The sequence below is a fragment of the Ruegeria sp. ABD4_443 genome (assembly GCF_056160865.1).
The window spans coordinates 1-24,189 of the sequence record NZ_JBSWYA010000014.1 but is presented as its reverse complement, the minus strand read 5'-3'; the positions used below and the strand labels follow the sequence as shown (position 1 = coordinate 24,189).

Here is a 24,189-nt window from a genome sequence, read left to right as displayed (position 1 = left end):
AGTATCGTGAAAGGCGTTAACCCCCGCTCATCACACCGTGACGCAGGTCGCGCAACGCGCAACGCGCGTGCTATGGGAAAAGCGGCGCGCGATGCGCCGCTGATGTTTGGGAAAGGCCAGGTTCCCGCTGGCTCAGGCAAGCTCTCCGGCCAGGGCCTTTTCGATCAGAGCAATGGTTTCCGGCACGCCGTAAAGCGCAATGAACCCGCCGAAACGTGGCCCTTGGCTGGCACCCAGCAGCACCTCGTACAGGGCAGTGAACCAGCCGCGCATCGGATCGAACCGCTCGCGCCCGATGGCATAGACCACCGATTGCAGCGCCTCGTCTTCCACCGGTCCGTCATAGGCCATCAGCGCCGCTTTCAACGCCTCCAGCGCTTCGCGTTCCTGATCCGTCGGCGCGCGATGCTGGCGGGTGGGTTTGACGAAATCGTTGAAATACCGAACGGCAAAGCCCGCCGCCTGATCCAGGTCGGGGTGGGTTTCGGCCGTGGCTTCTGGCGCATAGCGACGAATAAAGCCCCACAGCGCCTCTTTGTCCTCGGCACCGGAAACGGACGCCAGGTTCAACAGCATCGCAAACGGCACCATCAGGGTGGATTCAGGAACATTCCCGCCGTGGATATGCCACACCGGGTTGTTCAGCTGCGCCTTCAGCTCCTGCCCCGGATAGGCGCGCAACTGCTGATGATATTCGTCATAAGCCTTGGGGATCACATCAAAATGCATCCGCTTCGCGGTCTTAGGCTTTTGATACATGAAATAGGCCAGCGACTCGGTCGGCGCATAGGTCAGCCATTCGTCAATCGAGACACCATTGCCGGAGGACTTGGAAATCTTCTGCCCGTTCTCATCCAGAAACAGTTCATAGCTGAAATGTTCAGGCGCACGGCCGCCCAGGGCCCGACAGATCGAGTCGTAAATCTTCTCGTTGGTGGCATGTTCCTTGCCATACATCTCGAAATCCACGCCCAGCGCGGCCCAGCGTGCGCCGAAATCCGGCTTCCACTGCAGCTTGACGTTGCCGCCGGTGACGGGCAGCGTCCATTCCTTGCCATCCTCATCATCGAACGTGACGGTGTAGGTCTCGGCGCAGACTTTTTTCATCGGCACATACAGAACCCGCCCAGTTTCGGGATGGATCGGCAGAAAGATCGAATAGGTCTGCTGGCGTTCTTCGCGCAGGCTTTTCAGCATGATCGCCATGATGTCGTCATAGCGATCAACCGCGCGCTTCAGGATCTCGTCGAACTGGCCCGTGCGATAGAAGTCGCGCGCCGAATAGAACTCGTACTCGAAGCCGAAAGTATTCAGGAACCGGCGCAGCATGGCGTTGTTGTATTCGCCAAAGCTGGGATATTCGCCAAACGGGTCGGGCACCGTGGTCAGCGGGCATTGCAAATACCCTTCCAGCTTGTCCGGGTTCGGCACATTGCTGGGCACTTTGCGCATGCCGTCCAGATCGTCTGAAAAACAGATCAGCTTTGTCGGTATGTCCGACAAAGCCTCGAACGCGCGCTTGACCATCGTGGTGCGTGCGACTTCGCCGAATGTGCCGATATGCGGCAGGCCCGACGGCCCGTACCCTGTCTCGAACAGAACATAGCCCTTTTCGGGCGCACCTTGTCTATAGCGTTTGAGCAACCGGCGTGCCTCTTCGAAAGGCCAGGCCTTGGACGACATCGCGGTTTCACGCAGTTCAGACATCAGTTTCAGCTCCATCGGAAATCTCTGAGCCAGCACCGGATGATGCCGACCGGCCCCTCCTATTGTGCCGGTGCAGCATGAGTCAATAAAGCGCGGGACAATTCAGCCCCGCGCCAATTGCATTTCGCAGCTGCGGAAAGCGCGGCAAAACCCATTCGCACATGGCAGAGGGATCAGCGCTTGCCTTTGCCGCCGCCCTTGCCCGGTTTGTCACCGCCACCGTGACCCGGTTTGCCGCCACCGCCCTTGCCAGGCTTGTCGCCACCGCCATGTCCCGGTTTTCCGCCGCCGTCACCCGGTTTGCCTCCGCCATGGCCGGGCTTGCCGCCCCCGTCACCGGGCTTGCCGCCGCCATGACCGGGTTTGCCGCCCCCGTGCCCCGGCTTGCCTGGGCCGTTGCCGGGATCATCGCCGTTGCCAGGGTCGTCGTCCCCGCCGCCAGCGTTGGGATTGGGGCCGGTATTCCCGCCCGACCACACAAGACCCGGATCATTCGAACGCCCGTCCTCGTTACTGGCGGTGGTTATGGACCCGGTCGGCAAGTCGGTCAGAAGCCCCGCCAAACCCGGACATTGCGCCGAGGTCGCCTGAAGGACATTTCCGAAATCCGCATGCCGCTGCAACTGTGTCAGGAACCCCGGCGTCACGTGGCTGCATCCGCACAGCGTGTCCATATCCCCGCTGTTGGCTGCAATTCGCGCCGTGTTCCGGTTGCAGATTTCAGGCTCGGCCATCGCGGCACTTGCCGCCATCAGTCCAAGAATTGGCCCTGAAACCAGTGCAACAAATCCCTTTTTCATTTCAATGCGCATCGCAACTCACTCCTTACGTAACGTCAACCAAATGCGATAACTGTCTGGCACCCAGATGGTTGCGCCGGGTTAAGCTGGGGTTGGGCAGTGCTGAAATGTTCTTAATGTTCCGAAAGGCGCGCGGTACGGCGCAATCAATACAGATCGGCCCTGGTTGAAACGTCCGCCGCCGCGGCCCGCCAGAAACAATGTGTTGAACCCTCCTGCCTGCGCTCCTATCGTGCGCCGCAGAACCGAGCCAATCAGGACGACCTTCATGACCGACCAAGTTCCTCACCCGATGTCCCCTCAGGATTGCCTTGTGGCGATCATGGTGGCGGTTTCTGCATCTGACGAAACCATTCGAACGGCGGAACTGGTCAAGATTGAAACCGCTGTGAATATGTTGCCGGTTTTTGCCGATTACGATATCGACCGGACACGGCGCGTGTCCCAGATCGTTTTTGACCTGTTCGAACAGGAAGACGGGCTGGACGCCCTGTTTGGCCTGATCCGGGACAACTTGCCCGAGCGGCTGAATGAAACCGCCTATGCCCTGGCCTGTGACGTTGCCGCAGCCGATGGCGCCCTTGCCGAGACCGAGCTGCGCCTGCTGGAAGAAATCCGCTATGAGCTGGACATCGACCGGCTGCATGCCGCCGCAATCGAACGCGGTGCCCGCGCGCGCCACACGACCTGACACGTCCGGGGCAGTGGGCAGGAACGCCGGTTTCCGTCAGCTTCCGTAAAGCGCGCCCCAGCGTTCGATCAATACCTGTTGGAGCTTTCGGGACCTGCGGTTCCAGCTGCGCGCCCCTTCGGGCCGTTCGCGGTTTTCACGGGTGATCGTGGCCCGATGCGCCATATCTGCGGAAAAGAATGCAAACGCCAGCTCATCGCCGCGCGCCGTCGTGACAAACCCGCCAAGACCCGAAACGAAATTCAACGTACCGGTCTTGGCATCCACACGGACGGGATGGTCCTTGATTTTGTTGCCCTTTGCATCCGTCAATGTGAACGGCTTCAGCAATGGGCGCAGGGCGCCGGTTTTGCGGGCCGCAACCAGCGCGGCCACAAGATCGTTCGGCGCCACGCGCGACCTGTCACCCAGGCCAGAGTGATCCACCATCTGTATCCTGGCGGTCCCATAGGTCTCGGACGCCCAGCGGTTCATCTCGGCGGCGGATTGGGCCAGGTCCCGAGGGTTCGCGCCCCGGGCTTTGCTGGCGGTCAGCCCGACCATCTCGGCCGTCAGATTGGTTGAATATTTCAACATCCCCTTCAGGATGTCGGTCATCGGCTGGCTTTGGTGCAGAACCAGTATACGGCCCTGCGGTGCTTGCCGCGTCACCTGCACCCGGTTCAGCACGATGCCGTTCACGCGCGCAAGCGTCCGAAACACGTCGCCTGCGTATAGGGCAGGCTTGCGCACCGGCAACCACCGCGCACCGCCGTTTCCCAACGCCGCCTTGGCCACGGTCCATCGGTCCTGACGGGCCGAGGGTTGATAGGTATAGATCGGCAGCTTGCGGTTTTCGACCCGCATGGTGGCCATATCCACCGCCGGGGCATAATGCGCGCTTCTGGCATCCATATTGACGTCAAAACCTGACCCGCCGCGTTTCCATTCAAAGTGCACGCGGTTGAAATTCAGGGATATACCGCTGATGGCCGGGCTGTAACCAACGTGATCGGGTTGGCCCGGATCGATACTGAACACATAAGGCAGCGCACCCTCATAGACCTTGAACGCGCCGCGAACCTCGGTGATCCCGGCCTCGCGCAGGTTGGCCGCCATCGTTGCCAATGCGTCAGTGTCCAACAGCGGATCACCACCGCCGACAAGGATCAGATCACCATCCAGAATTCCGTTCTGGATCGGGCCATCCGCAACCAACCGGGTTTCGAACTGAAAGTCCGGCCCCAAGACATCCAACGCATAAAGTGCGGTCAGCGCTTTGGCCACGCTTGCCGGCGGCAAACCGGTTTCTCCGCCGAAGGACTCCAGCCGGGTTCCGGTCTTGACGTCTGCCACGGCAAAGGCGACCTCCCCTCGCAGGCCAGCCGCCTGAACGACCCGGTCAACGCCGCTCAGATCGGCGCCGCGCAATTGCGGACGCAACGACACGGCCGGCGGCCCAGCCAATCCGGCACAGGGGATCAGTGAGGCCCCCAATCCCCCCAGAAATGCACGACGTGAAAAACGATCAACCATGGGTCAATTAAAATCCCAGAGATCACGGGCAAACAACCACGTAAAAGCGATTATGCTCTGATAGGGGCTATTGAGGCAACACTTGGTCGCCCCAGCCTCCGCGTCCGCGAATCTCGGTCGAACTGACATCAACCATGGGCACATTCACGAAACACCACGCCGGAGCACTGGCGCGCCCCAGCAACTGTCGCGCCTGCCCGTCAATGCGGTACTTGGCATAAACCCGCGCCGCCCGAGACATCCGGGCCGAAATCCGATCGCCGGGGCGGGCCACAACGCCCACCGGCACGCTGTCCATGATCAGCCGCCAGTCTTTCCAGCGATGGAACTGCGCCAGGTTGTCGGCCCCCATCAGCCAGACGAACCGAACCTGCGGGTAAAGCCGCCGCAGCGCGGCCAAAGTGTCCGCTGTCGCCCGCGTGCCGGTCTGCGCTTCGATATCCGTGACCTCGACCCGCGGATGCCGCATCACGTCCCGCGCCGCCTCAAGCCGTTGCGCCAGCGGTGCTGGTCCGCGTTGTTTCAACGGATTGCCCGGCGATACCAGCCACCACACCCGGTCCAGCCCAAACGCCTTCATCGCCTCGCGCGTGACATGCACATGGCCTTGGTGCGGCGGATCGAATGACCCGCCGAACAGCCCCACGACCTGCCCGGGTCGCGCATATGGTAACCTGTACCGTTCCATTCCTTGCTGATGTTCAGAACTGACGGGTGTTGTCAATCGACCGACCGCCAACGGCTTGGACGAGAATCAGGGCACCACCAGCTTGCCCCGCCCGCCCCGCTCGGATATCCAGCGTTCCAACCTGAATTCCCCGACCCAGAGGACGCGACATGGCCGCCTATCAATATGTCTACCACATGCAGGGTGTCTCAAAGACCTATCCCGGTGGCAAGAAGTGCTTTGAAAACATCCACCTGAGCTTTTTGCCCGGTGTGAAAATCGGTGTCGTCGGCGTCAACGGCGCAGGTAAATCGACGCTGATGAAGATCATGGCGGGCCTTGATACGGATTTCACCGGTGAGGCTTGGGCGGCCGAGGGTGCCAAGGTCGGCTATCTGCCGCAGGAACCGCAACTGGATGAATCGCTGACCGTCCGCGAAAACGTCATGCTGGGCGTGGCCGCAAAAAAGGCCAAGGTCGACCGGTTCAACGAGATTGCCATGGAGATCGCCGAGAACTACTCGGACGAGCTGATGGAGGAGATGACAACCCTGCAGGACGCAATTGATGCGGAAAACCTGTGGGACCTCGACAGCCAGATCGATGTCTCGATGGAGGCGCTGCGCTGTCCGCCGGACGATGCCAACATCGCCAACCTCTCGGGTGGTGAGAAACGCCGCGTGGCGCTCTGCAAACTGCTGCTCGAAGCGCCCGACATGCTGCTGCTTGATGAACCCACCAACCACCTGGACGCCGAGACCATCGCCTGGCTGCAACAGCACCTGATCGACTATAAGGGCACCATCCTGATCGTCACCCACGACCGCTATTTCCTGGATGACATCACCGGCTGGATCCTGGAACTCGACCGGGGTCGCGGCATTCCGTACGAGGGCAACTATTCCGCGTGGCTGGAACAAAAGGCCAAACGGCTGGAGCAGGAAGCCCGCGAGGACAAGTCCAAGCAAAAGACACTGCAGCGCGAACTGGAGTGGATGCGTCAGGGCCAGAAGGCCCGTCAGGCTAAATCCAAGGCCCGGATCAACGCCTATAACGAGCTGGCCGAACAGTCCGAACGCGAAAAGCTGACCCGCGCTCAGATCGTCATCCCCAACGGCCAGCGCCTTGGCGGCAAGGTGATCGAGGTCGAGGGCCTGTCGAAACATATGGGCGACAAGCAACTGATCGAAGGGCTGGACTTCGCCCTGCCCCCCGGCGGCATCGTCGGTGTCATCGGACCCAACGGTGCGGGTAAATCGACGCTGTTCAAGATGCTCACCGGTCAGGAACAGCCCGATGCAGGCACCATCACGCTGGGCGACACGGTCGAGCTGTCCTATGTCGATCAGTCCCGCGACGACCTTGCCGACAACGACACCGTGTGGGAGGCGATCACCGGCGGCGCCGAGATCATTCAGCTGGGCGACGCGCAGGTCAATTCCCGCGCCTATTGCTCGTCCTTCAACTTCAAGGGCGGCGACCAGCAGAAAAAAGTCTCGCTGCTGTCAGGCGGTGAGCGCAACCGCGTCCACATGGCGCGCCTGCTGAAAGAGGGCGGCAACGTCCTGCTGCTGGATGAACCGACCAACGATCTGGACGTCGAAACCCTGCGGGCGCTGGAAGACGCGCTGGTCGATTTCGCCGGCTGCGCCGTCGTCATCAGCCACGACCGCTTCTTCCTTGACCGGATCTGCACGCATATTCTGGCGTTTGAGGGTGACGCCCATGTGGAATGGTTCGAGGGCAACTTCGAGGACTATGAAGAGGACAAAAAGCGCCGTCTGGGACCGGACGCCTTGGAGCCCAAGCGCCTGAAGCATAAGAAGTTCGCGCGATGACCCACTGGCTAGGACGCACTTCGCAAAGGCTGGCCCGAAGCGTTCGCAAAAGGCTGCGGCGTGTCAGGCAGATTTTCGACACAAGGCCCAAACCCGACAAGTGCATTATCGTGGCCAGCAATGGGCGCTCTGGCAGTACGCTGACGTTCAAGGCCATTCGCGCGGCAATGGGTGCGCGCGACATCCGGCTGGAACGCAACGCGGTATTTGTGTCACGGCTCGACGGGACGCCCCTGACCGCCCCATTTGTGTACAAGACGCATGATTTCCCGGATGCGCTGGCATCGGGTCCCGAGAATGTGCGGGTTGTGTTTTGCTTTGGCTCGACCAAGGATTCAACGATCTCGGTATATTCCGCCATGGAACGATACGGGCCGGAATGGGTGAAAAAGCATTTCTATAACCTTCACGCGACCGGGTCATTTGAAGACCTGTTCAAACGGGACGTCTTGCAACAGGCGCGCCAGATCCGGGACTGGGTCACGTTTGAAAAGGTGCCGGTCCTGTGCGTGCATTATGATGCGATTTGGGACAACACAGCCGAAATTTCCGAATTCATCGGGCTGGATTTCATCCCACCGGAACGCAGGCAGCGTGAACCCAAAACCATCCCCGAGGACATCCAGGCCGGGGCAGACAAAATCTATGACCCGATTGACCAGGTCGTGGACGAATTGCCCAAGATATTCGTGGCATCCCGCCAGTATGCCGAAATTGTCGACCGGTTACCCATAGACGAAAACGCCTGAACCCCTTGCGGGCCCAGACTGATGGGCCCGCGGGACATTCAAACGTGGCTTGGTCCCGGTCACGTCGCGGGGATCAGAAATCCACCACTTGCAAGACCGTGGCCGGTTTGACGTTTCGACCATTGATCCTGACCGATTTTTGCCTGCCTGCCGCGCCAATGCGCAACCGGGCCAAAATCTGGTCCCGATGTTTACCCGTGACCCTGCGGCCCTTGCACACGCCTTCCTGTTCCCAGAGGTTCTTGGATATTCCCGTCGAAACCGCCCACGAAATGGCGCGCGGTTGCACGTCGCTTTCTGAAATCCGGCCGCTTTTCTCAAGGGTCTTCAGCATTTCGGCCATGACTTCATAACTTTCGCGGAACGTGACGTCGGCCATTTCCCTTTCCTTGGGTGTTGCATCGCCGTCGGTCACACAACGGTGCGCGACAAACAACCAGTCATGCACCATATACGCCGGCGCATATCCCCATGGGTTCAGTCCCTTGACCGGCTGAAAAATCCGCGGAATGCTTCCGCCGTCCGTATACATCCAGTCCGGGCTCATCGACGTTGCATGAACAACCCGTCCATCGGTCTGGGGCGCCCTGTTGAAAACCAGCGCCTTCCCTTTGGCTGTGATGTCGGGGACATAGACGAACTCCCCGTCCCCGTCGCCATCGGCTTTCCCTTCGACCCACATGACAAGCAGAGACCCTTTGAAAGTTCCCGCAACCGAGTCGTCGTAGATCTTGCTGCTGCATGCCGCAAGAAGTGGAAATATAACAAAGACAAGACATTGCCTGAACATCGCATCCTCCAATCCGGTAAACTAATGCGTACAGCCTAGTTCGATCCCAATGCGCCGGTCAAAACCGTCGGCGGCAATCCGCGCCGGGTCCGAAACCGGCACCTCGGGGGGAAACCTTTGCGACAATAACCCTTGTCTAACGCCCGGCCCGATGCCATATCCAAGAAGCTTACGTTTTTCTATTTCGACCTGCTGTCTCCTTCATCGGCGCTCAGTCTATCGATACAGACGACGACGCCGGGCTGCCGCAACACCGTGGGCAGCACTTTAACAGGAGTAACGGATATGCCAGCAGGCACCGTAAAATGGTTCAACACCACCAAAGGCTTTGGCTTTATCGCACCCGAAGAAGGCGGCAAGGACGTGTTTGTGCACATCTCGGCTGTTGAACGCTCTGGCCTGACCGGCCTGGCCGACAACCAAAAGGTCACATACGAACTGCGCGCTGGTCGCGACGGCCGCGAAAGCGCCGACAATATCGAGCTTGCATAAGCTCTTGGAAGGGTGGGGTTAAACCCCGCCCTTCTTGTTTTTGGGGTCATCCCCCCCTGCGTCGGTTGCGTTGCCTGTTTGGCACGCGCAGCACTTCACATTCCGGTGATTTTCAACTGACAATTGACCAGATAGGGTATCCTTCCGAAACTGGCACCCAGTTTTGTTTGAAATGTTGAAGAGGCCCACCATGTTCACCCGCCGCGCCTTTCTTGCCGGAACTGTTGCAGCAGGCATCGCCCCCAGCGTTGCCAGCGCCAAGAAAAAAGCGGTCGAATATGACCCGACGCCGCAGTTCGTGCGGATCAAAAAACAATTCCTGCCGGGCCAGCTTCTGGTCGTGCCGCGCTCGTTCTACCTGTACTTCGTGACCGAACCGCGTAAGGCAATCCGCTATGGCTGCGGGGTCGGAAAGGCTGGTCTGGAATTCACTGGCACAGCAACGATTGACGTCAAAAAAGAATGGCCGACCTGGCGACCCACGAACGAGATGATCGAACGGGACCCTGTCGCCTATGCCCGGTTCAAGGATAACGACTATGTCCAACCGGGTGGTAACGGCAACCCACTGGGGGCACGAGCGCTGTATCTGTTCCAGAACGGCGTCGACACCTATTTCCGCATCCATGGCACGACGCAGCCACAGACCATCGGGCGCGCGGCATCGAACGGGTGCATCCGCATGCTGAACGAGCATGTGATCGACCTCTATAACCGCGTCCCGCTGGGAACGGTCGTCACCGTGGTCTAAAGCCCCGCACAGGCGCGGCAACATGCAAAGCTAGCCGGACACCCTGTCCACAAGTTCAAGAACGGCAGGGCCAAGCGCGTCGACGATCAGGCTGACCCCTTTCGCATTTGGGTGGATGCCGTCGGCCTGCATAAGACCCACAACCGCTGCCGGATCACCCTGTACCGGCAGCCCGGCAAAAAAGTTCCGGGCATAGACCGTGTCATACCGCTCGGCCAGGTCGGGATAGATCGCATCGAAATCCTGTTTGTACGCGGCGCCATAGTTCATCGGGGCCTGCATACCGACGATCAGGACATCTACATCCGCTTCGGCAGCCGTTCGCAGGACGGTTTCAAGGTTCTGGCGGGACACGCCCGGCGCAATCCCGCGCAGCAGATCGTTGCCACCAAGCGCCACGATCAGCGCGTCGACGTCCGGTGTCAAAGTCCACGCAACCCGAGCCGCGCCGCCAGCGGTTGTATCCCCGGAAACACCGGCATTGATCAGCCGCACATCGGCCCCCTGCCCGGCCAGCCATTTGCCAAGTTGCGGGACGAACCCGTCCTGCTCGGCCAGCCCGTACCCTTGGGTCAGGGAATCGCCCAGCGCCGCGATGACCACCGGCTCTGCTGTGGCCGCAAAGCCGCAGCAGATAAACAGCCCCGACATCAAAGCCTTGCGCATTCTTCCTGCCGCTCCATATCCCAATTGACCGTTCTCCTGTGGAAAGACTGATGGCAACGCCTGCTCTGCACCTCCAAAATGCCGCTTTGTCGCTGGATGGCAATGCCGGAAGGGTCGATATCCTTCACGGCATCAGCCTGACCGTGGATCATGGCGAAACCCTGGGCCTCGTCGGCCCGTCCGGGTCGGGGAAATCCTCGCTTTTGATGCTGATGGGCGGGCTCGAGCAGGCGACATCCGGCAGCGTCCGCGTGATGGACCGCGACATTACCGACCTAGACGAGGATACCCTGGCGCGGTTTCGAAGGGGAAACATGGGGGTGGTTTTTCAGAACTTTCACCTGATCCCGACCATGACCGCGCTGGAAAATGTGGCAACACCCCTTGAACTGGCCGGGCACAAGGATGCGTTCGACCGTGCAGCAGACGAATTGCGTTCAGTCGGTCTGTCGCACCGTCTGGACCACTATCCTGCCCAGATGTCCGGGGGCGAACAGCAACGTGTCGCGCTGGCACGCGCCGCTGCACCGCGCCCGCGCGTCCTGCTGGCCGACGAGCCCACGGGAAACCTGGATGAAACCACCGGCAGCGCCATCATCGACCTGTTGTTTGATCTGCGGGACCGGCATGGTGCAACGCTTGTCCTGGTGACACACAGCCACTCGCTTGCCCGGAAATGCGATCGCGTTATCCGCCTGCGCGATGGCCGGATCGCCGAGGACTTTCGGCAAGAGGCCGCGGAATGACCGTAAGGCTCGCCTGGCGGATGGCCCGGCGCGAGCTCCGCGGCGGCCTGCGCGGGTTTTACGTTTTCCTGTCATGCTTGGCGCTTGGTGTTGCTGCCATCACCGCCGTGGGGTCCGTTCGCTATGCAATCCAGGCCGGTCTGGTCCAGGAAGGCGCAACCCTGCTGGGCGGCGATGCGCAGCTGGAGTTCACCTATCGGTTCGCAAGCGCGGATGAGCGTCAATGGATGGCGCAAAACGCACAAGCTGTTTCCGAAACCGTCAATTTCCGGTCGATGGCCGTTGCCCCGCAAAACCCTGACCCCATAAGGGCGCTGACCCAGGTGAAATCCGTTGACGCCGCCTATCCTCTGATCGGCGCCGTAGAGCTGGACCCAGACATGCCGCTCGAAGACGCGCTGGACGGCACGGCGGCCCTGCCCGGAGGCGTGATGGACCCGGTCCTGATCGACCGACTGGGGCTGACGCCCGGCGACGTGTTCACACTGGGAACTCAGCAATTCGTCTTGATGGCCGCGATCCTGTCCGAGCCGGACAGCGCGTCAGGTGGGTTCGGCCTGGGTCCGCGCACATTGGTTCGAACGGACGCCCTGCAATCATCGGGGTTGTTGGCACCGGGCACCCTGTTTTCCACCCGGTACCGGTTGGACCTCCCGCCCGATACGCGCCTTGACATGGTGTCCGCTGACGCCCAAACGCGCTTTGATGACACCGGAATGCGTTGGGCCGATGCGCGCAACGGAGCACCCGGAATGGCCGAATTTGTCGACCGTCTGGGGGCCTTTCTGGTTTTGGTTGGCCTGTCCGGTCTGGCTGTCGGCGGGATCGGTGTCTCGGCAGCCGTGCGCGCCTATCTCATCCGCAAGACCGAGACCATCGCGGCGCTGCGAACTTTGGGGGCGGACCGGGCAACGATTTTTCAAACCTATGGCTTTCAGATCGCCATATTGTCTGCCATAGGCATCGCCATCGGCCTGGTGCTGGGTGCCTTGGGGCCGGTGCTGCTTGCGCCGGTGATCCAGGCCTATCTGCCGGTTCCCGCAAATTTCGCGATCTATCCGCAACCGATGGCCCAAGCCGCCCTTTATGGTGCGTTGACCGCCTTCCTGTTCACCCTCTGGCCACTTGCAAAGACCGAAAAGATACGCGCCGCAACGCTGTTTCGTGATGCCCTGTCGTCGACCCACGGCTTTCCGCGACCGGTTTTCGTCCTGGCCACCGGGGTCGGGCTGGCGCTTCTGATCACGGCTGCGGCCTGGTTCAGCGGTACGGTGCGCCTGACGCTCTGGACAAGCGGAGGGATGGCAGCCGCGCTGCTATTGCTGTTCCTGTCGGCATCTGCGACGCGCTGGCTTGCCCGCAAATCCGCCCCCATGGCGCGAGGTTACCCGCCCTTGCGATGGGCTCTCTCTGCCATCTCCAGCCCCCAGGAAGGGGCGGCATCCGTCGTCTTGTCGCTGGGGCTGGGGCTTTCGGTTCTGGCATCCATCGGCCAGATCGACGGAACATTGCGCAATGCCATCTCGGGCAACCTTCCCAAAGTGGCACCGTCCTATTTCTTCGTCGACATTCAAAAGAACCAGATGCCCGGCTTCATGGCGCGCCTGGAAAACGACCCCGCCGTCACCCGCGTCGAAACGGCGCCGATGCTTCGCGGCATAATCACCCGGATCAACGGCGTGCCAGCACGCGACGCAGTGGGTGATCACTGGGTCCTGGACGGCGACCGCGGGGTAACCTATTCAGCCGCGCCCCCAAACACCGCCCGCATAACCGCGGGCACGTGGTGGCCGCCCGACTATGACGGCCCCCCTCAGGTCAGCTTTGCCGCAGAAGAGGCGATGGAAATGGGATTGGAACTGGGCGATGCGCTGACCGTCAACATTCTGGGTCGCGATATCACGGCCCAGCTGACTTCGTTCCGCGAGGTAGACTTTTCTACGGCCGGAATGGGGTTTGTCATGACAATGAACCCGTCCGCCTTGTCCGCCGCGCCGCACAGTTTCATCGCAACGGTCTATGCCGAACAGCACGCCGAAGCGGCCATTCTTCGCGACCTTGCCCAAACCTTTCCCAACATCACCGCGATCCGCGTTCGCGATGCAATCGCCCGCGTATCGGACCTTTTGAAGGGGCTGGCGACGGCGACCTCGATCGGCGCAGGTGTCTCGTTGCTGACCGGTTTCCTGGTGCTGATCGGCACTGCGGCCTCGGCCGAGCCCGCACGACGATACGAAGCCGCCATTCTGAAAACACTGGGCGCAGGTCGCCGCCCTATCCTGTTCAGCTTCGCATTGCGCGCGGCAATTCTAGGCGCGGCTGCGGGTTGCGTTGCCCTTGTGGCGGGTGTCACTGGCGGCTGGGCCGTCGCCACCTATGTATTCGAGACGACCTACGCGGTCATATGGCCATCAGCCATCGCCATTATCACAGCCGGTATTGCCATCACCCTGGTTGCAGGGCTGGCCTTCGCGCTGCGCCCGCTATCGGCACGACCTGCCCACGTCCTGCGCGCCACGGACTGAGATCACCGGACGCAGGCCACCGGCTGCAATATCTTCAACAACGGGTCATTGTCGCACACCAGCGCGTCCAGCGTGATGTCGTCCAAAGACGCATAAAACACCTCGGCCGCGTCCTGCAGCGCCAACCGCAATCGGCACGCGTCGGTCAGCGGGCATGTGTTGTCGGCATCGGCAAAACACTCGGCAATAGGCAGACCGCCCTCAACATGACGAAATACCGCCCCGATCCGGATCTGATCTGCCGGGCGCGCCAATGTCATTCCGCCGTTGCGGCCACGTTGCGTGCTCAGATAGTTCAACTGGCTTAACTGGTTGATAACCTGGGCCAGGTGGTTTTCCGAAATATTGCAAACTTCGGCGATCTCGGCCTTGGTCACAAGACGCTGCTGATGCGCGGCACAATACATCAACAACCGTACAGCAATGTTTGTTCGCTTGGTAATCCGCATTGAGGCCTCCCAATTTTTCAGATGCAGCGTTATTGCATGTTCCGCAAAAAACCGGTTTGACATACATCAATCGTCAATCACGGACCGCACGCGACATGGCAGCCCCATATTTCTTTGGCTATGGCAGTCTGGTGAACCTTGCCACCCACGACTTCCCGGACCCGCGCCCCGCCCAACTGAAAGGCTGGCGGCGCGCGTGGCGACATACAGACCTCCGCCCGGCCGCCTTCCTGACCGCAATCCCCGACCCCGACGCAGAGATCGACGGCATGATCGCCCATGTCCCGCAAAACGACTGGGCCGCGTTGGACAAAAGGGAATGGGCCTATGATCGCATCCCGGCCACCCGTTCGGTGACACATCCCCTGAAACATCCGGTCGACATTGCCGTCTATGCGGTGCCGCCGGAACGGCAAAGCACACCGGCTGACAAACACCCCCTGCTGCTCAGCTATCTCGACGTGGTGGTCCAGGGCTATCTGCGCGCCTTCGGACCAGACGGTGCAGACAGGTTCTTTGCCACCACAGATGGCTGGGAAACACCGGTCCTGAATGACCGCGATGCACCGCGCTACCCGCGCCATCAGAAACTGAGCGCGGATGAGATTTCATTCGTCGATGACCGCCTCACACAGACGGGTGCCCAACTCGTTCACCCCGTGTAACACGACGGCCCAATTCATTTTTTCGACAAATACTCTCGCCGAAGGCACGCGCCAAAAGGCGCGTTTCTCTGCGGCCTCAGCCGCGCGCGCGAATGACCTGCAGCAAAGGCAACAAGGTGGCCATTTCGGGCCCGCGCTCCATTCCGGTCAGCGCTTTGCGCAGTGGCATGAACAATCCCTTGCCCTTGCGACCGGTCGCCTCTTTCACGGCTTTGGTCCAGTTGCCCCAGGTCTCGCCATCAAACGGACCTTCGGGCAACAGGGCCACGGCCTCTGCGATAAAGTCGCGGTCTTCGTCCGCAATCAGCGGCTCGGCCCCGTCGCGGCACAGCTCCCACCAGCCCTTGAGGTCACCCAGGGTGGTGATGTTCTCGCGCGCCATGGCCCAAAACGCCTCGGCCAATTCCGCCGGAACACCAGCGTCCGCGACAGCGTCCGCCACATCTGCCAGCGATAGCGATTGCAAGTGCCTGGCGGTCAGCGGGAACAGGTCCTGCACGTCGAACTTGGTCGGCGCCGCGCCAAACCGGTTGACGTCGAACCCGTCGATCAGTTCGGCCATATCCGCGCGCAATTCGACCGGGTCGGACGAACCAAGCCGCGCCATCAGGCTCAGCAGGGCCATCGGCTGCACGCCCTGCTCGCGCAGGTCGCGCAGGGCCAGCGTGCCCAGACGTTTCGACAGCGCCTCGCCCTGTGGGCCGGTCAGCAGCGAATGATGCGCAAACCGCGGGCAGGTGCCGCCCAGCGCTTTGATGATCTGAATCTGGGTCGCCGTGTTGGTCACGTGATCCGAACCACGCACCACATCCGTCACGCCCATCTCTGTGTCGTCCACGACAGACGCGATTGTATAAAGTACCTGACCGTCACCGCGGATCAGGACCGGATCGGAAACCGAGGCTGCGTCAATCGAGATGTCGCCCAGAATGCCGTCATTCCACTCGATCCGCTCGTGATCCAGTTTGAAACGCCAGACGCCATTGCCGCGCTCGGCGCGCAGGGCGTCTTTCTCGGCTTCGCTCAGGGTCAATGCCGCGCGGTCATAGACGGGCGGCTTGCCCATGTTCAGCTGTTTCTTGCGCTTGAGGTCCAGCTCGGTCGGTGTCTCGAACGCCTCGTAGAAACGCCCCATTTCGCGCAGTTTGTCGGCGGCCTCGGCATAGCGGTCCAGCCGCTCGGATTGCCGTTCAACCCGGTCCCAATGCAGGCCCAGCCATTCCAGGTCCTGCTTGATGGCGTCGACATATTCTTCCTTCGACCGTTCGGGGTCGGTGTCGTCGATACGCAGGATGAACGTGCCGCCAGCCTTGCGGGCGATCATGAAGTTCATCAGCGCGGTGCGCAGGTTGCCCACATGGATGTAACCGGTGGGCGACGGGGCGAAACGGGTGGTGGTCATGGGTGTCTCCTGTTGTCGCGGCTCTTGTCACAGGATGGGTGAATTGTCCAGCAGATGGCAGATACGCGCCGGTTCGGCGCGTGCCTTCGGCGAGAGTATTTGGAAAAAGATGAATGGTTTCAGCTGGGTTGAATTTCCCACCTCTTTGCAAGCTCATCCAGCCCGGCGCGGATGAGCGCGGACAGCACCCCAAGATCGACATCCGCCAGCTTGTTAACATAAAGACAGGATTTGCCCATCTTATGCTTGCCCAGCCGGGACAGGATTTCGCTGAAATCTGCATAGCCCGGCATGATATAAATCGAATGCGCCGTCTTGCGGGGCGAAAAACCGGTGGCCAGAAAGTCACCCTCGCGCCCCGATGCATAGCGGTAGTGGTAGCGGCCGTAGCCGATGATGGAGGACCCCCACATCATCGGAGCATAGCCCGTCACGTCGCGAAACAGCCGATCCAGCAGTTGCGCCTCTTGCGCTTTTCGGGCGGGTTGCACCGTCGCCAGAAAATCGGCGACGCTATGCTCAGATGGCAAGGTTTTGTTCCGGGCGCGCGGCATGAACCGGAAACTATCACGAAATCTTCAGATACGCGGCAGAATTTTGGGCGTTGAACTGGCCCGAGCCAAAGTCAGACCTAAGTCAAACAATCATGCGCAGAAAGGGAGAACGACCATGACGATGAAAATGACCCGCCGGGCGGCCCTTGGCTCGGCCGCCGCGTTGCCATTCGCGACCGCGACCGCCCCGGTTCTGGCTGCCGGGACCGGGGCCAATTCGACACAGGCGAAATCGTTCCAGTTGGGCGATTTCACGGTGACCACTCTGCTGGATGGCAGCCTGCCGCGCGACGGCGCGAAAGACATTTTTGGCGGCGGCGCGTCAGATGAAGAATTCGCCAGAGTCTCTGCCGAGAATTTCATTCCCGCAGACAAGGCTCAGTTCTTCTTTACGCCGACGCTGATCGATACCGGATCCGAGCGTGTTCTGTTCGATACCGGGCTAGGACAGGGCGGGATTCAGACTGCGCTGGCGGATACGGGCGTTGCTCCTTCCGACGTGGATGTGGTGGTTCTGACGCATATGCATCCCGACCATATTGGCGGCATGATGACCGACGGGGCACCGACATTTGCCAATGCCCGCTATGTTACCGGCGCAACAGAGTATGATTTCTGGGCCGCAATGGACCCCGGTAACAGGGTCGGCGACCTGGTGGCTGAGAAGGTGAAGCCTTTTGCGGAAAAGATGGGTTTTGTCGAAGATGGCAGCGATGTTGTTTCTGGCATTACCGCGATGCAGGCCTTTGGGCATACGCCCGGTCACATGGTTTACCATCTGGAAAGCAACGGCCAGCGCCTGATCCTGACTGCCGACCTGGCCAATCACTATGTATGGTCTTTTGCCCACCCGGAATGGGAGGTCCGCTTTGACATGGACAAGACCGCCGCGACCGCGTCGCGTCGCAATGTGTTGGGCCAATTGGCCGCCGACCGGATTCCGATGATCGGCTATCACATGCCATTCCCTGCTGCGGGATATGTCGAAGCACGCGGGGAAGGCTTCCGCTTTGTTCCGGTCAGCTATCAGATGATGGGCTGATCTGAGCGACGATTTTCTCCTGACCGGGTGGCACGCGCCAAGTTTCTGCGCGGGGGCCATTCGGTCAGGTCAGAAAATCATGCGATAGGATGAAATGCTTTGGCAGGCGAATGCGCGATCACCCTATCCGGGCAACGGGCAAAGCGCCGGCGGCCGCAATCAAACCGGCGACCGAGTGAATGATTCGAGAGATTTTTTTGCCGGTCAGGCCGCGCCGGACAGCTCCGCCCATTTTTGGCGCAGCGTCGCTGCAACCCCGGGTTCCGGCATCTGCGGCTCGGCCTGGTCCTGCGGGGCAAGGTCGGGGAATTCCGGCCTGAAGGCCACTTTTTCTTCGGCGGCCGCGGACTCATTGGCGTTTTCAGCTTGCAGGATATCCGCAATAGCCGCGTCCAGCCGTGCCTCGTCAAAATCGCGGGCACGCGTTTCCATCGTCTTCCACTTTAGAGGAGAATGCAGAGGCTTGTCGTACTCATCAACCATTTGACCACCAAAACTATGACCCGGCACCCGAACATGGGCGCGCCATCGAAAACAAACTTGTTTGGCACTGCACGAAACGGTCAACCCACCCAATCGCAACGCGCCACGCCCGCCCCATATGCGGCAGGACTGGATCTAAATTATGGCAAGAAAGTGTTCGCCGCGCAAGCCGACCGCCCGAAGGCACCGACCTTTCATCCCCGATGAGGCAACGAACAAATGGATAGGGCCGCACTGTTTCCGAACCAGAACCATTGGCCGCCAAATCAGCCATCTACCCAGACGCAATGCACCCGGAAATGAGGCGCGGCCCCGGGGCCACGATCACTCCGAATCGCGCCAGCGGTTCACGATGGGATAGCGGCGGTCCAGCCAGAAGGCCCGATTGGTCAGGCGCGTTCCGGGCGCGGACTGAAAGCGTTTGTATTCACTGATATAGACAAGATGTTCGACCTTGCGGGCCTCGACCGCGTCGAACCCGGCCGCAACACAATCGGCGATCGAGCCGTCGCGATCGACAAGAATTTCCAAAATCGCGTCCAGAACCGGATAGTCGGGCAAGCTGTCGCTGTCTTTCTGGTCCTCTCGCAGCTCGGCACTGGGGGGTTTGTCGATGACCGAGGGACGGATGACTTCGCCCTTTGGCCCTTTCATCCAGTCCCGGTGATTGTCGTTGCGCCATCGGCAGGTTTCGAACACGCGGGTTTTGTACAGATCCTTGATCGGGTTGTACCCGCCATTCATGTCGCCATAGATCGTGGCATAGCCAACCGCGACTTCGGACTTGTTTCCGGTCGTCAACAGCATCTCGCCGAACTTGTTCGATATCGCCATCAGCAGCAGGCCCCTCAGGCGTGACTGGATATTTTCTTCGGTCAGGTCTTCGTTGCGACCTGCGAACAAGGGTGCAAGCGTGCCGGTGACGGCAGCGCGGCTTTCGGCAATCGGGACAAAGTCATAGTGCACGCCCAGCGCCTTGGCCACCGCCTCGGCGTCTTGCAGGGACGCGTCGCTGGTATATTCGGACGGCAGCATCACGCACCGGACATTCTCTGGCCCGATTGCATCCACGGCAATGGCGGCGACCAAAGCCGAATCGACCCCCCCGGACAGGCCCAGAACGGCCTTTGTGAACCCGGTCTTGCCCATATAGTCGCGCAGGGACTGAACCATCGCGCGATAATCCTGTTCCCAAGCATCAGGTTGCGGCGCGACCTCGGCGGGCACGATTTCCCAGCCTGCGCTGCCGCGCGTCAGGTCGATGTGGGACACGGCCTCGTCAAAGACCGGCATGCGAAATGCCAGCCCGCCGCCGGGGTTCAGGCCAAAGGTTCCGCCATCGAAAACCTGGTCATCCTGTCCGCCCACCATATTCAGGTAGATCACCGGCAGCCCGGTTTCGACCACGCGCGCCACCATCTGGTTCAGGCGCACGTCGTATTTGTCGCGAAAATAGGGCGAGCCATTGGGGATCAGCAGAAATTCCGCCCCTGTCTCTTCTAACGTTTCGGCCACATCCTCGTGCCAGCCGTCTTCGCAAATCGGGCTGCCGATCCGCGTATTGCCGACGGCATAGGGCCCACCCAACGGCCCGGCGTCAAACAGGCGCACTTCGTCAAACACGGTTTCGTTCGGCAAGTGATGCTTCAGGACCGTGCTGACGATCTTGCCGCCCCTGAGAACCAGGTACGCATTGTACAGCTTTTCGTCCTCGACCCAGGGGCCGCCAATGGCCAGCGCGGGACCATCTGCGCAGGTTTCCGCCAATGCCTTGACCGCCTCAATCGCTGCGCGGTGAAAGGCCGGCTTGGTCACCAGGTCCTGCGTGTTGTAACCGGTTATGAACATCTCGGGCAGCGCGACCAGGTCGGCACCGGCATCCCGCCCTGCTTTCCATGCCGATACGGCCTTGGACGCGTTATGTGCGATGTCACCCACCGTGGGGTTGAGTTGCGCCAGGGTGATGCGGAAACGGTCGGCCATTGTGCCCTCTTGCCCTCGTCTGTCTAAAAGGCGTTTACCAGATCGGTCAGCGAGTGAAAGACAAATGCGGCAAAAGCCGTTGCTCCGGCAGCGGCGGTGTCCTAGTTTTGCGCAAACGCGCATAAACAGTTGACGATCGGGCAGACCTGCATGACCAGAACCGTTTTCCCCAAGACCCTTGCGATTGTGGCCCTTTGCCTGGGCGCCCCGGCAGCTCTGGCGCAGGACGGGCAGGTCATGACCGCCGACGACGATGTGGGCGGCGTCTACGAGGGGACGTTCGAAAACGGCCTGCGGCATGGGACCGGGACGTACCGGTTGCCGGACGGGTTCGAGTATTCCGGAGAATGGGTCGAAGGCGAGATCCAGGGACAAGGCACCGCGCGTTATGCCAACGGGTCTGTCTATGTCGGTCAATTCGCGAAAGGTCAGCCCGAGGGGACGGGAAAGATCACATTCGCCGATGGCGGAACCTATGAGGGCACCTGGTCGGCAGGTGCGATCAATGGAACCGGCACAGCCGAATACGCCAACGGAATGCGGTATGAAGGCGGGTTCAAGGATGCCCAGCACCACGGCAAGGGCGTGATGACCGCACCGGGCGGATACGTCTATGAGGGCGACTGGAGCGATGGCGTCAAGCAGGGCCGCGGCAAGATCACCTATGCCGACGGTGCCGTCTATGACGGGGACATTCAGAACGGGCAACGGCACGGCCAGGGCAGCCTGACCATGCCCGACGGGCTCAGCTATGACGGGAATTGGTCGCAGGACCAGATCACCGGCGCAGGCAAGCTGTCGCAGGCCAATGGCGACGTGTACGAGGGTGACCTGGTGGACGGTCGCCGCCAGGGTAAAGGCAAGGCGACCTATGCGAATGGCGACACCTATGACGGCGACTTTGTCGATGACCAGCGCCACGGCAAGGGCACGTTCACAGGCACCGACGGCTATGTTTATACCGGCGACTGGTCCCACGGACAGATCGAGGGCCTGGGAGAGCTCAGCTATCCCGACGGGTCGGTCTATACAGGCGATTTCAGCGCCGATCTTGCCGATGGCAAAGGGCTGATCACCTATCCCGATGGGTCGACCTATGATGGCGATTGGATTGCCGGCGTGATCGAAGGTCAGGGTGTTGCGACCTATGCCAATGGCACGGTCTATCGCGGCCAGTTCAAGAATGCCCGCACCCATGGCAAGGGTGTGCTGTCGCGCGCGGACGGGTCCAAATATGACGGTGACTGGGTCGAAGGCGTCCGTCAGGGGACCGGCAAGGCCACCTATGCCGACGGCACCGTTTATACCGGCGATTTCGCCCAAGGTCAGCGCCATGGGCAGGGCGAGGTCATCATGCCCAACGGGTTCAAATATACCGGCACATGGGCCCAGGGAAAAATCACCGGCTTCGGGGTCGCCACATACGCAAATGGTGATGTCTACGAGGGAAATTTCGTCGACGGCAAACGCCAGGGCGCGGGCACCATGCGCTATGCCAATGGCGAAGAGGAAACCGGAACCTGGGAAAACGGCGCGCTGTCCGACAGCGGCGCATCCACGCCCGAAGCGACGCCCGCAACACCGGCAACACAGGCCCCCGAAACCGACACGCAAGCTACTGGCGACAGTACCGAAGGGTCAGACGGCTGAACCGCCGACCAAACCCCGCAAAACCTGTCTGAACGGCGCAGCCTGATGCGGCGCCCCCGATCGCACCCAATTGCCCCAGTGGTTTCGGGGCGGGCGCGGCGGCCGAGACCTCGGCTTGTCAAAACTCCGCGCCCTGCATTTTCCGGCTTTTCATTCGCCGTTCGGGGTGTATAACCTCGGACCCATGATCAACCACGCAGATATCCGTATTGCGAACGTCGCCAAAGGCAGCGTCGACCTGCGTGGCCTACTGATCCTAATCCGCCTCTGAGCGTGCCATCCGGCGCGCCCGCTCAGAGGAGGACGCCCGCGCGCCAATGGCTTTAGGACAGAAGAAGAAAGAGTACCCCATGACCAACGTGACCGACCAAGACCGCGTCTTGATCTTTGATACCACTTTGCGCGACGGCGAGCAGAGCCCCGGCGCCACCATGACCCATGACGAAAAGCTCGAAATTGCCGAGCTGCTGGACGAAATGGGCGTCGACATCATCGAGGCCGGTTTCCCGATCGCATCCGAAGGCGACTTCAAGGCAGTGTCCGAAATCGCGGAACGGTCCAAGAACAGCCGCATCTGCGGTCTGGCCCGTGCCAATTTCGCCGATATCGACCGCTGCTGGGAGGCGGTGAAACACGCCGGGAAGAACCGGATTCACACCTTTATCGGCACCTCGCCGCTGCACCGCGCCATTCCGAACCTGACGCAGGACGAAATGGCCGACAAGATCCATGAAACGGTCAGCCACGCGCGCAACCTGTGCGAAAACGTGCAATGGTCACCGATGGATGCAACCCGGACCGAGTGGGATTACCTCTGCCGCGTGATCGAGATTGCGATCAAGGCAGGTGCGACCACGATCAACATCCCCGATACGGTGGGCTATACTGCCCCGGCCGAAAGCGCCGACCTGATCAAGCGCCTGATTGAAACCGTACCCGATGCCGATGAGGTGGTCTTTGCCACCCATTGTCACAACGACCTTGGCATGGCGACCGCGAATTCGCTGGCCGCTGTCGCGGGCGGCGCGCGGCAGATCGAATGCACCATCAACGGTCTGGGCGAACGTGCGGGCAACACTGCGCTGGAAGAGGTCGTGATGGCGCTGCGCACACGCAACGACATCATGCCGTGGCATACCGGCGTCGACACGACCAAGATCATGCATATCTCGCGCCGCGTGGCGACCGTTGCGGGCTTTCCGGTCCAGTTCAACAAGGCCATCGTCGGCAAAAACGCCTTTGCCCATGAAAGCGGCATCCACCAGGATGGCATGCTGAAGAACCGCGAAAACTTCGAGATCATGCGCCCCGAGGATATCGGGCTCTCGGGCACGTCTTTGCCGCTGGGCAAACACTCGGGCCGCGCGGCCTTGCGCGACAAGCTGGAAACGCTGGGATACGAGGTTGGCGACAACCAGCTCAAGGATATCTTCGTGCGGTTCAAGGATCTGGCTGATCGCAAGAAAGAGGTTTTTGACGACGACCTCGTTGCGCTGATGACGCTGGATGAGGCCGACGACTATCTGCAATTGGTTTCGATGAAAGTGACCTGCGGCACCGGCGGCCAGGCGGAATCCACCGTCGAGCTGGAAGTCGACGGCAAGGATGTCATCGCAACTGAGCACGGTGACGGGCCCGTTGATGCAACCTTCAGGGCCATCCGCGCAATTTATCCGAACACGGCGCATCTTCAACTCTACCAGGTCCACGCGGTAACTGAAGGCACCGATGCACAGGCCACCGTGTCCGTTCGATTGGGCGAGGACGGCATGATCGCCACCGGCCAGTCGGCAAATACGGACACCGTGGTTGCTTCGGCAAAGGCCTATATCCACGCGCTGAACCGCCTGATCATGCGCCGCGAAAAGACCGGCCCCGGCGCTGACGCACGCGAGATCAGCTACAAAGACCTGACCTGATCCGGCGCGGGCGGCAAACGCTCCCGCACCCGCGGGTGCCCGGCTGCGCCGGACACCCTAGCGGCTTGGGGGGGGGGGGGGGGGGGGGAGGGGGGGGGGGGGGGA

The 24,189-nt window shown here is 60.9% G+C and carries 22 protein-coding genes; 11 read left to right on the top strand and 11 right to left on the bottom strand.

Annotated features, from left to right (window positions below; translation table 11 throughout):
• Nucleotides 1-132: 132 nt before the first annotated feature.
• Both ACXAG8_RS17920 and ACXAG8_RS17915 read right to left on the bottom strand, forming a co-directional pair.
• Nucleotides 133-1,707 (bottom strand): lysine--tRNA ligase, encoded by a 1,575-nt coding sequence (locus ACXAG8_RS17920; RefSeq protein ID WP_475230426.1) that lies wholly within the window; start codon nucleotides 1,705-1,707, stop codon nucleotides 133-135.
• 173 nt (nucleotides 1,708-1,880) lie between these two features.
• Nucleotides 1,881-2,459, bottom strand: coding sequence for a hypothetical protein (locus tag ACXAG8_RS17915; RefSeq protein WP_475230329.1), 579 nt, complete (start codon nucleotides 2,457-2,459; stop codon nucleotides 1,881-1,883).
• A 316-nt stretch (nucleotides 2,460-2,775) separates the two neighbouring features.
• Here ACXAG8_RS17915 and ACXAG8_RS17910 point away from each other — a divergent pair, with 316 nt between their 5' ends.
• A complete protein-coding gene (locus ACXAG8_RS17910; protein WP_475230326.1) occupies nucleotides 2,776-3,198 on the top strand; it encodes a tellurite resistance TerB family protein in 423 nt (140 codons plus the stop codon).
• Nucleotides 3,199-3,234: 36 nt separating this feature from the next.
• Here the strand turns inward: ACXAG8_RS17910 and dacB are convergent, their stop codons facing one another.
• Together dacB and ACXAG8_RS17900 are read right to left on the bottom strand one after the other, a co-directional pair.
• Nucleotides 3,235-4,713 carry a D-alanyl-D-alanine carboxypeptidase/D-alanyl-D-alanine endopeptidase gene (dacB, locus tag ACXAG8_RS17905; protein WP_475230323.1) on the bottom strand — a complete coding sequence of 493 codons (1,479 nt, stop codon included), beginning with the start codon at nucleotides 4,711-4,713 and terminating at the stop codon, nucleotides 3,235-3,237.
• Between the two features lie 67 nt (nucleotides 4,714-4,780).
• The gene (locus ACXAG8_RS17900; protein WP_475230320.1) at nucleotides 4,781-5,401 is read right to left on the bottom strand and encodes a nicotinate-nucleotide adenylyltransferase; all 621 of its coding nucleotides are present in this window, start codon (nucleotides 5,399-5,401) and stop codon (nucleotides 4,781-4,783) included.
• A 149-nt stretch (nucleotides 5,402-5,550) separates the two neighbouring features.
• Here ACXAG8_RS17900 and ettA point away from each other — a divergent pair, with 149 nt between their 5' ends.
• Both ettA and ACXAG8_RS17890 read left to right on the top strand, forming a co-directional pair.
• Nucleotides 5,551-7,218 carry an energy-dependent translational throttle protein EttA gene (ettA, locus tag ACXAG8_RS17895; RefSeq protein WP_180884738.1) on the top strand — a complete coding sequence of 556 codons (1,668 nt, stop codon included), beginning with the start codon at nucleotides 5,551-5,553 and terminating at the stop codon, nucleotides 7,216-7,218.
• Nucleotides 7,215-7,967, top strand: coding sequence for a hypothetical protein (locus ACXAG8_RS17890; protein ID WP_475230315.1), 753 nt, complete (start codon nucleotides 7,215-7,217; stop codon nucleotides 7,965-7,967). The genes ettA and ACXAG8_RS17890 overlap by 4 nt, the downstream gene beginning before the upstream one ends.
• A gap of 73 nt (nucleotides 7,968-8,040) precedes the next feature.
• Here the strand turns inward: ACXAG8_RS17890 and ACXAG8_RS17885 are convergent, their stop codons facing one another.
• Nucleotides 8,041-8,649 (bottom strand): DUF1353 domain-containing protein, encoded by a 609-nt coding sequence (locus ACXAG8_RS17885; RefSeq protein WP_475230312.1) that lies wholly within the window; start codon nucleotides 8,647-8,649, stop codon nucleotides 8,041-8,043.
• Nucleotides 8,650-9,042: 393 nt separating this feature from the next.
• On the opposite strand from ACXAG8_RS17885, the gene ACXAG8_RS17880 reads away from it, so the two are divergent.
• Both ACXAG8_RS17880 and ACXAG8_RS17875 read left to right on the top strand, forming a co-directional pair.
• Nucleotides 9,043-9,249, top strand: a complete 207-nt coding sequence (locus ACXAG8_RS17880) for a cold-shock protein (protein ID WP_008757902.1) — start codon at nucleotides 9,043-9,045, stop codon at nucleotides 9,247-9,249.
• A 190-nt stretch (nucleotides 9,250-9,439) separates the two neighbouring features.
• A complete protein-coding gene (locus ACXAG8_RS17875; RefSeq protein ID WP_475230307.1) occupies nucleotides 9,440-10,000 on the top strand; it encodes a L,D-transpeptidase in 561 nt (186 codons plus the stop codon).
• Between the two features lie 30 nt (nucleotides 10,001-10,030).
• Here ACXAG8_RS17875 and ACXAG8_RS17870 read toward each other — a convergent pair whose 3' ends face one another.
• On the bottom strand, nucleotides 10,031-10,666 hold the full coding sequence (locus ACXAG8_RS17870) for an arylesterase (RefSeq protein ID WP_475230304.1): 636 nt from the start codon (nucleotides 10,664-10,666) through the stop codon (nucleotides 10,031-10,033).
• Between the two features lie 50 nt (nucleotides 10,667-10,716).
• Here ACXAG8_RS17870 and ACXAG8_RS17865 point away from each other — a divergent pair, with 50 nt between their 5' ends.
• Nucleotides 10,717-11,412 carry an ABC transporter ATP-binding protein gene (locus tag ACXAG8_RS17865; RefSeq protein WP_475230297.1) on the top strand — a complete coding sequence of 232 codons (696 nt, stop codon included), beginning with the start codon at nucleotides 10,717-10,719 and terminating at the stop codon, nucleotides 11,410-11,412.
• The gene (locus tag ACXAG8_RS17860; RefSeq protein ID WP_475230294.1) at nucleotides 11,409-13,937 is read left to right on the top strand and encodes an ABC transporter permease; all 2,529 of its coding nucleotides are present in this window, start codon (nucleotides 11,409-11,411) and stop codon (nucleotides 13,935-13,937) included. The genes ACXAG8_RS17865 and ACXAG8_RS17860 overlap by 4 nt, the downstream gene beginning before the upstream one ends.
• A gap of 2 nt (nucleotides 13,938-13,939) precedes the next feature.
• Here ACXAG8_RS17860 and ACXAG8_RS17855 read toward each other — a convergent pair whose 3' ends face one another.
• Entirely contained in the window at nucleotides 13,940-14,386 is a 447-nt protein-coding gene (locus ACXAG8_RS17855; protein ID WP_475230291.1) for an RrF2 family transcriptional regulator, read from the bottom strand.
• A 95-nt stretch (nucleotides 14,387-14,481) separates the two neighbouring features.
• Here ACXAG8_RS17855 and ACXAG8_RS17850 point away from each other — a divergent pair, with 95 nt between their 5' ends.
• The gene (locus tag ACXAG8_RS17850; protein ID WP_475230288.1) at nucleotides 14,482-15,051 is read left to right on the top strand and encodes a gamma-glutamylcyclotransferase family protein; all 570 of its coding nucleotides are present in this window, start codon (nucleotides 14,482-14,484) and stop codon (nucleotides 15,049-15,051) included.
• A 76-nt stretch (nucleotides 15,052-15,127) separates the two neighbouring features.
• On the opposite strand, the gene gltX is transcribed toward ACXAG8_RS17850, so the two are convergent.
• Nucleotides 15,128-16,453 (bottom strand): glutamate--tRNA ligase, encoded by a 1,326-nt coding sequence (gltX, locus tag ACXAG8_RS17845; RefSeq protein ID WP_475230285.1) that lies wholly within the window; start codon nucleotides 16,451-16,453, stop codon nucleotides 15,128-15,130.
• A gap of 119 nt (nucleotides 16,454-16,572) precedes the next feature.
• Entirely contained in the window at nucleotides 16,573-17,007 is a 435-nt protein-coding gene (locus ACXAG8_RS17840) for a DUF1801 domain-containing protein (protein WP_475230279.1), read from the bottom strand.
• A gap of 115 nt (nucleotides 17,008-17,122) precedes the next feature.
• Between ACXAG8_RS17840 and ACXAG8_RS17835 the strand changes: the two genes are divergently transcribed.
• Nucleotides 17,123-18,049 (top strand): MBL fold metallo-hydrolase, encoded by a 927-nt coding sequence (locus tag ACXAG8_RS17835; protein WP_475230275.1) that lies wholly within the window; start codon nucleotides 17,123-17,125, stop codon nucleotides 18,047-18,049.
• 204 nt (nucleotides 18,050-18,253) lie between these two features.
• Here ACXAG8_RS17835 and ACXAG8_RS17830 read toward each other — a convergent pair whose 3' ends face one another.
• Nucleotides 18,254-18,532: a hypothetical protein gene (locus ACXAG8_RS17830; protein WP_475230272.1), complete on the bottom strand. Its 279-nt coding sequence runs from the start codon at nucleotides 18,530-18,532 to the stop codon at nucleotides 18,254-18,256.
• Nucleotides 18,533-18,856: 324 nt separating this feature from the next.
• Nucleotides 18,857-20,515 carry an NAD+ synthase gene (locus ACXAG8_RS17825; RefSeq protein ID WP_475230268.1) on the bottom strand — a complete coding sequence of 553 codons (1,659 nt, stop codon included), beginning with the start codon at nucleotides 20,513-20,515 and terminating at the stop codon, nucleotides 18,857-18,859.
• 150 nt (nucleotides 20,516-20,665) lie between these two features.
• Between ACXAG8_RS17825 and ACXAG8_RS17820 the strand changes: the two genes are divergently transcribed.
• Complete coding sequence (locus ACXAG8_RS17820; RefSeq protein ID WP_475230263.1) at nucleotides 20,666-22,165, top strand: MORN repeat-containing protein; 1,500 nt, start codon at nucleotides 20,666-20,668, stop codon at nucleotides 22,163-22,165.
• Nucleotides 22,166-22,515: 350 nt separating this feature from the next.
• Entirely contained in the window at nucleotides 22,516-24,084 is a 1,569-nt protein-coding gene (locus ACXAG8_RS17815) for a 2-isopropylmalate synthase (protein ID WP_475230260.1), read from the top strand.
• Nucleotides 24,085-24,189 lie beyond the last annotated feature (105 nt).

Coding starts and splice junctions, on each gene's coding strand:
- gltX (WP_475230285.1), bottom strand. CDS start 16,453: ATGACCACCACCCGTTTCGCCCCGTCGCCCACCGGTTACATCCATGTG.
- ACXAG8_RS17815 (WP_475230260.1), top strand. CDS start 22,516: ATGACCAACGTGACCGACCAAGACCGCGTCTTGATCTTTGATACCACT.
- ACXAG8_RS17915 (WP_475230329.1), bottom strand. CDS start 2,459: ATGGCGGCAAGTGCCGCGATGGCCGAGCCTGAAATCTGCAACCGGAAC.
- ACXAG8_RS17850 (WP_475230288.1), top strand. CDS start 14,482: ATGGCAGCCCCATATTTCTTTGGCTATGGCAGTCTGGTGAACCTTGCC.
- ettA (WP_180884738.1), top strand. CDS start 5,551: ATGGCCGCCTATCAATATGTCTACCACATGCAGGGTGTCTCAAAGACC.
- ACXAG8_RS17920 (WP_475230426.1), bottom strand. CDS start 1,707: ATGTCTGAACTGCGTGAAACCGCGATGTCGTCCAAGGCCTGGCCTTTC.
- ACXAG8_RS17865 (WP_475230297.1), top strand. CDS start 10,717: ATGGCAACGCCTGCTCTGCACCTCCAAAATGCCGCTTTGTCGCTGGAT.
- ACXAG8_RS17855 (WP_475230291.1), bottom strand. CDS start 14,386: ATGCGGATTACCAAGCGAACAAACATTGCTGTACGGTTGTTGATGTAT.
- ACXAG8_RS17820 (WP_475230263.1), top strand. CDS start 20,666: ATGACCAGAACCGTTTTCCCCAAGACCCTTGCGATTGTGGCCCTTTGC.
- ACXAG8_RS17870 (WP_475230304.1), bottom strand. CDS start 10,666: ATGCGCAAGGCTTTGATGTCGGGGCTGTTTATCTGCTGCGGCTTTGCG.
- ACXAG8_RS17890 (WP_475230315.1), top strand. CDS start 7,215: ATGACCCACTGGCTAGGACGCACTTCGCAAAGGCTGGCCCGAAGCGTT.
- ACXAG8_RS17825 (WP_475230268.1), bottom strand. CDS start 20,515: ATGGCCGACCGTTTCCGCATCACCCTGGCGCAACTCAACCCCACGGTG.
- ACXAG8_RS17880 (WP_008757902.1), top strand. CDS start 9,043: ATGCCAGCAGGCACCGTAAAATGGTTCAACACCACCAAAGGCTTTGGC.
- ACXAG8_RS17840 (WP_475230279.1), bottom strand. CDS start 17,007: ATGCCGCGCGCCCGGAACAAAACCTTGCCATCTGAGCATAGCGTCGCC.
- ACXAG8_RS17885 (WP_475230312.1), bottom strand. CDS start 8,649: ATGTGGGTCGAAGGGAAAGCCGATGGCGACGGGGACGGGGAGTTCGTC.
- ACXAG8_RS17860 (WP_475230294.1), top strand. CDS start 11,409: ATGACCGTAAGGCTCGCCTGGCGGATGGCCCGGCGCGAGCTCCGCGGC.
- ACXAG8_RS17910 (WP_475230326.1), top strand. CDS start 2,776: ATGACCGACCAAGTTCCTCACCCGATGTCCCCTCAGGATTGCCTTGTG.
- dacB (WP_475230323.1), bottom strand. CDS start 4,713: ATGGTTGATCGTTTTTCACGTCGTGCATTTCTGGGGGGATTGGGGGCC.
- ACXAG8_RS17830 (WP_475230272.1), bottom strand. CDS start 18,532: ATGGTTGATGAGTACGACAAGCCTCTGCATTCTCCTCTAAAGTGGAAG.
- ACXAG8_RS17835 (WP_475230275.1), top strand. CDS start 17,123: ATGACGATGAAAATGACCCGCCGGGCGGCCCTTGGCTCGGCCGCCGCG.
- ACXAG8_RS17900 (WP_475230320.1), bottom strand. CDS start 5,401: ATGGAACGGTACAGGTTACCATATGCGCGACCCGGGCAGGTCGTGGGG.
- ACXAG8_RS17875 (WP_475230307.1), top strand. CDS start 9,440: ATGTTCACCCGCCGCGCCTTTCTTGCCGGAACTGTTGCAGCAGGCATC.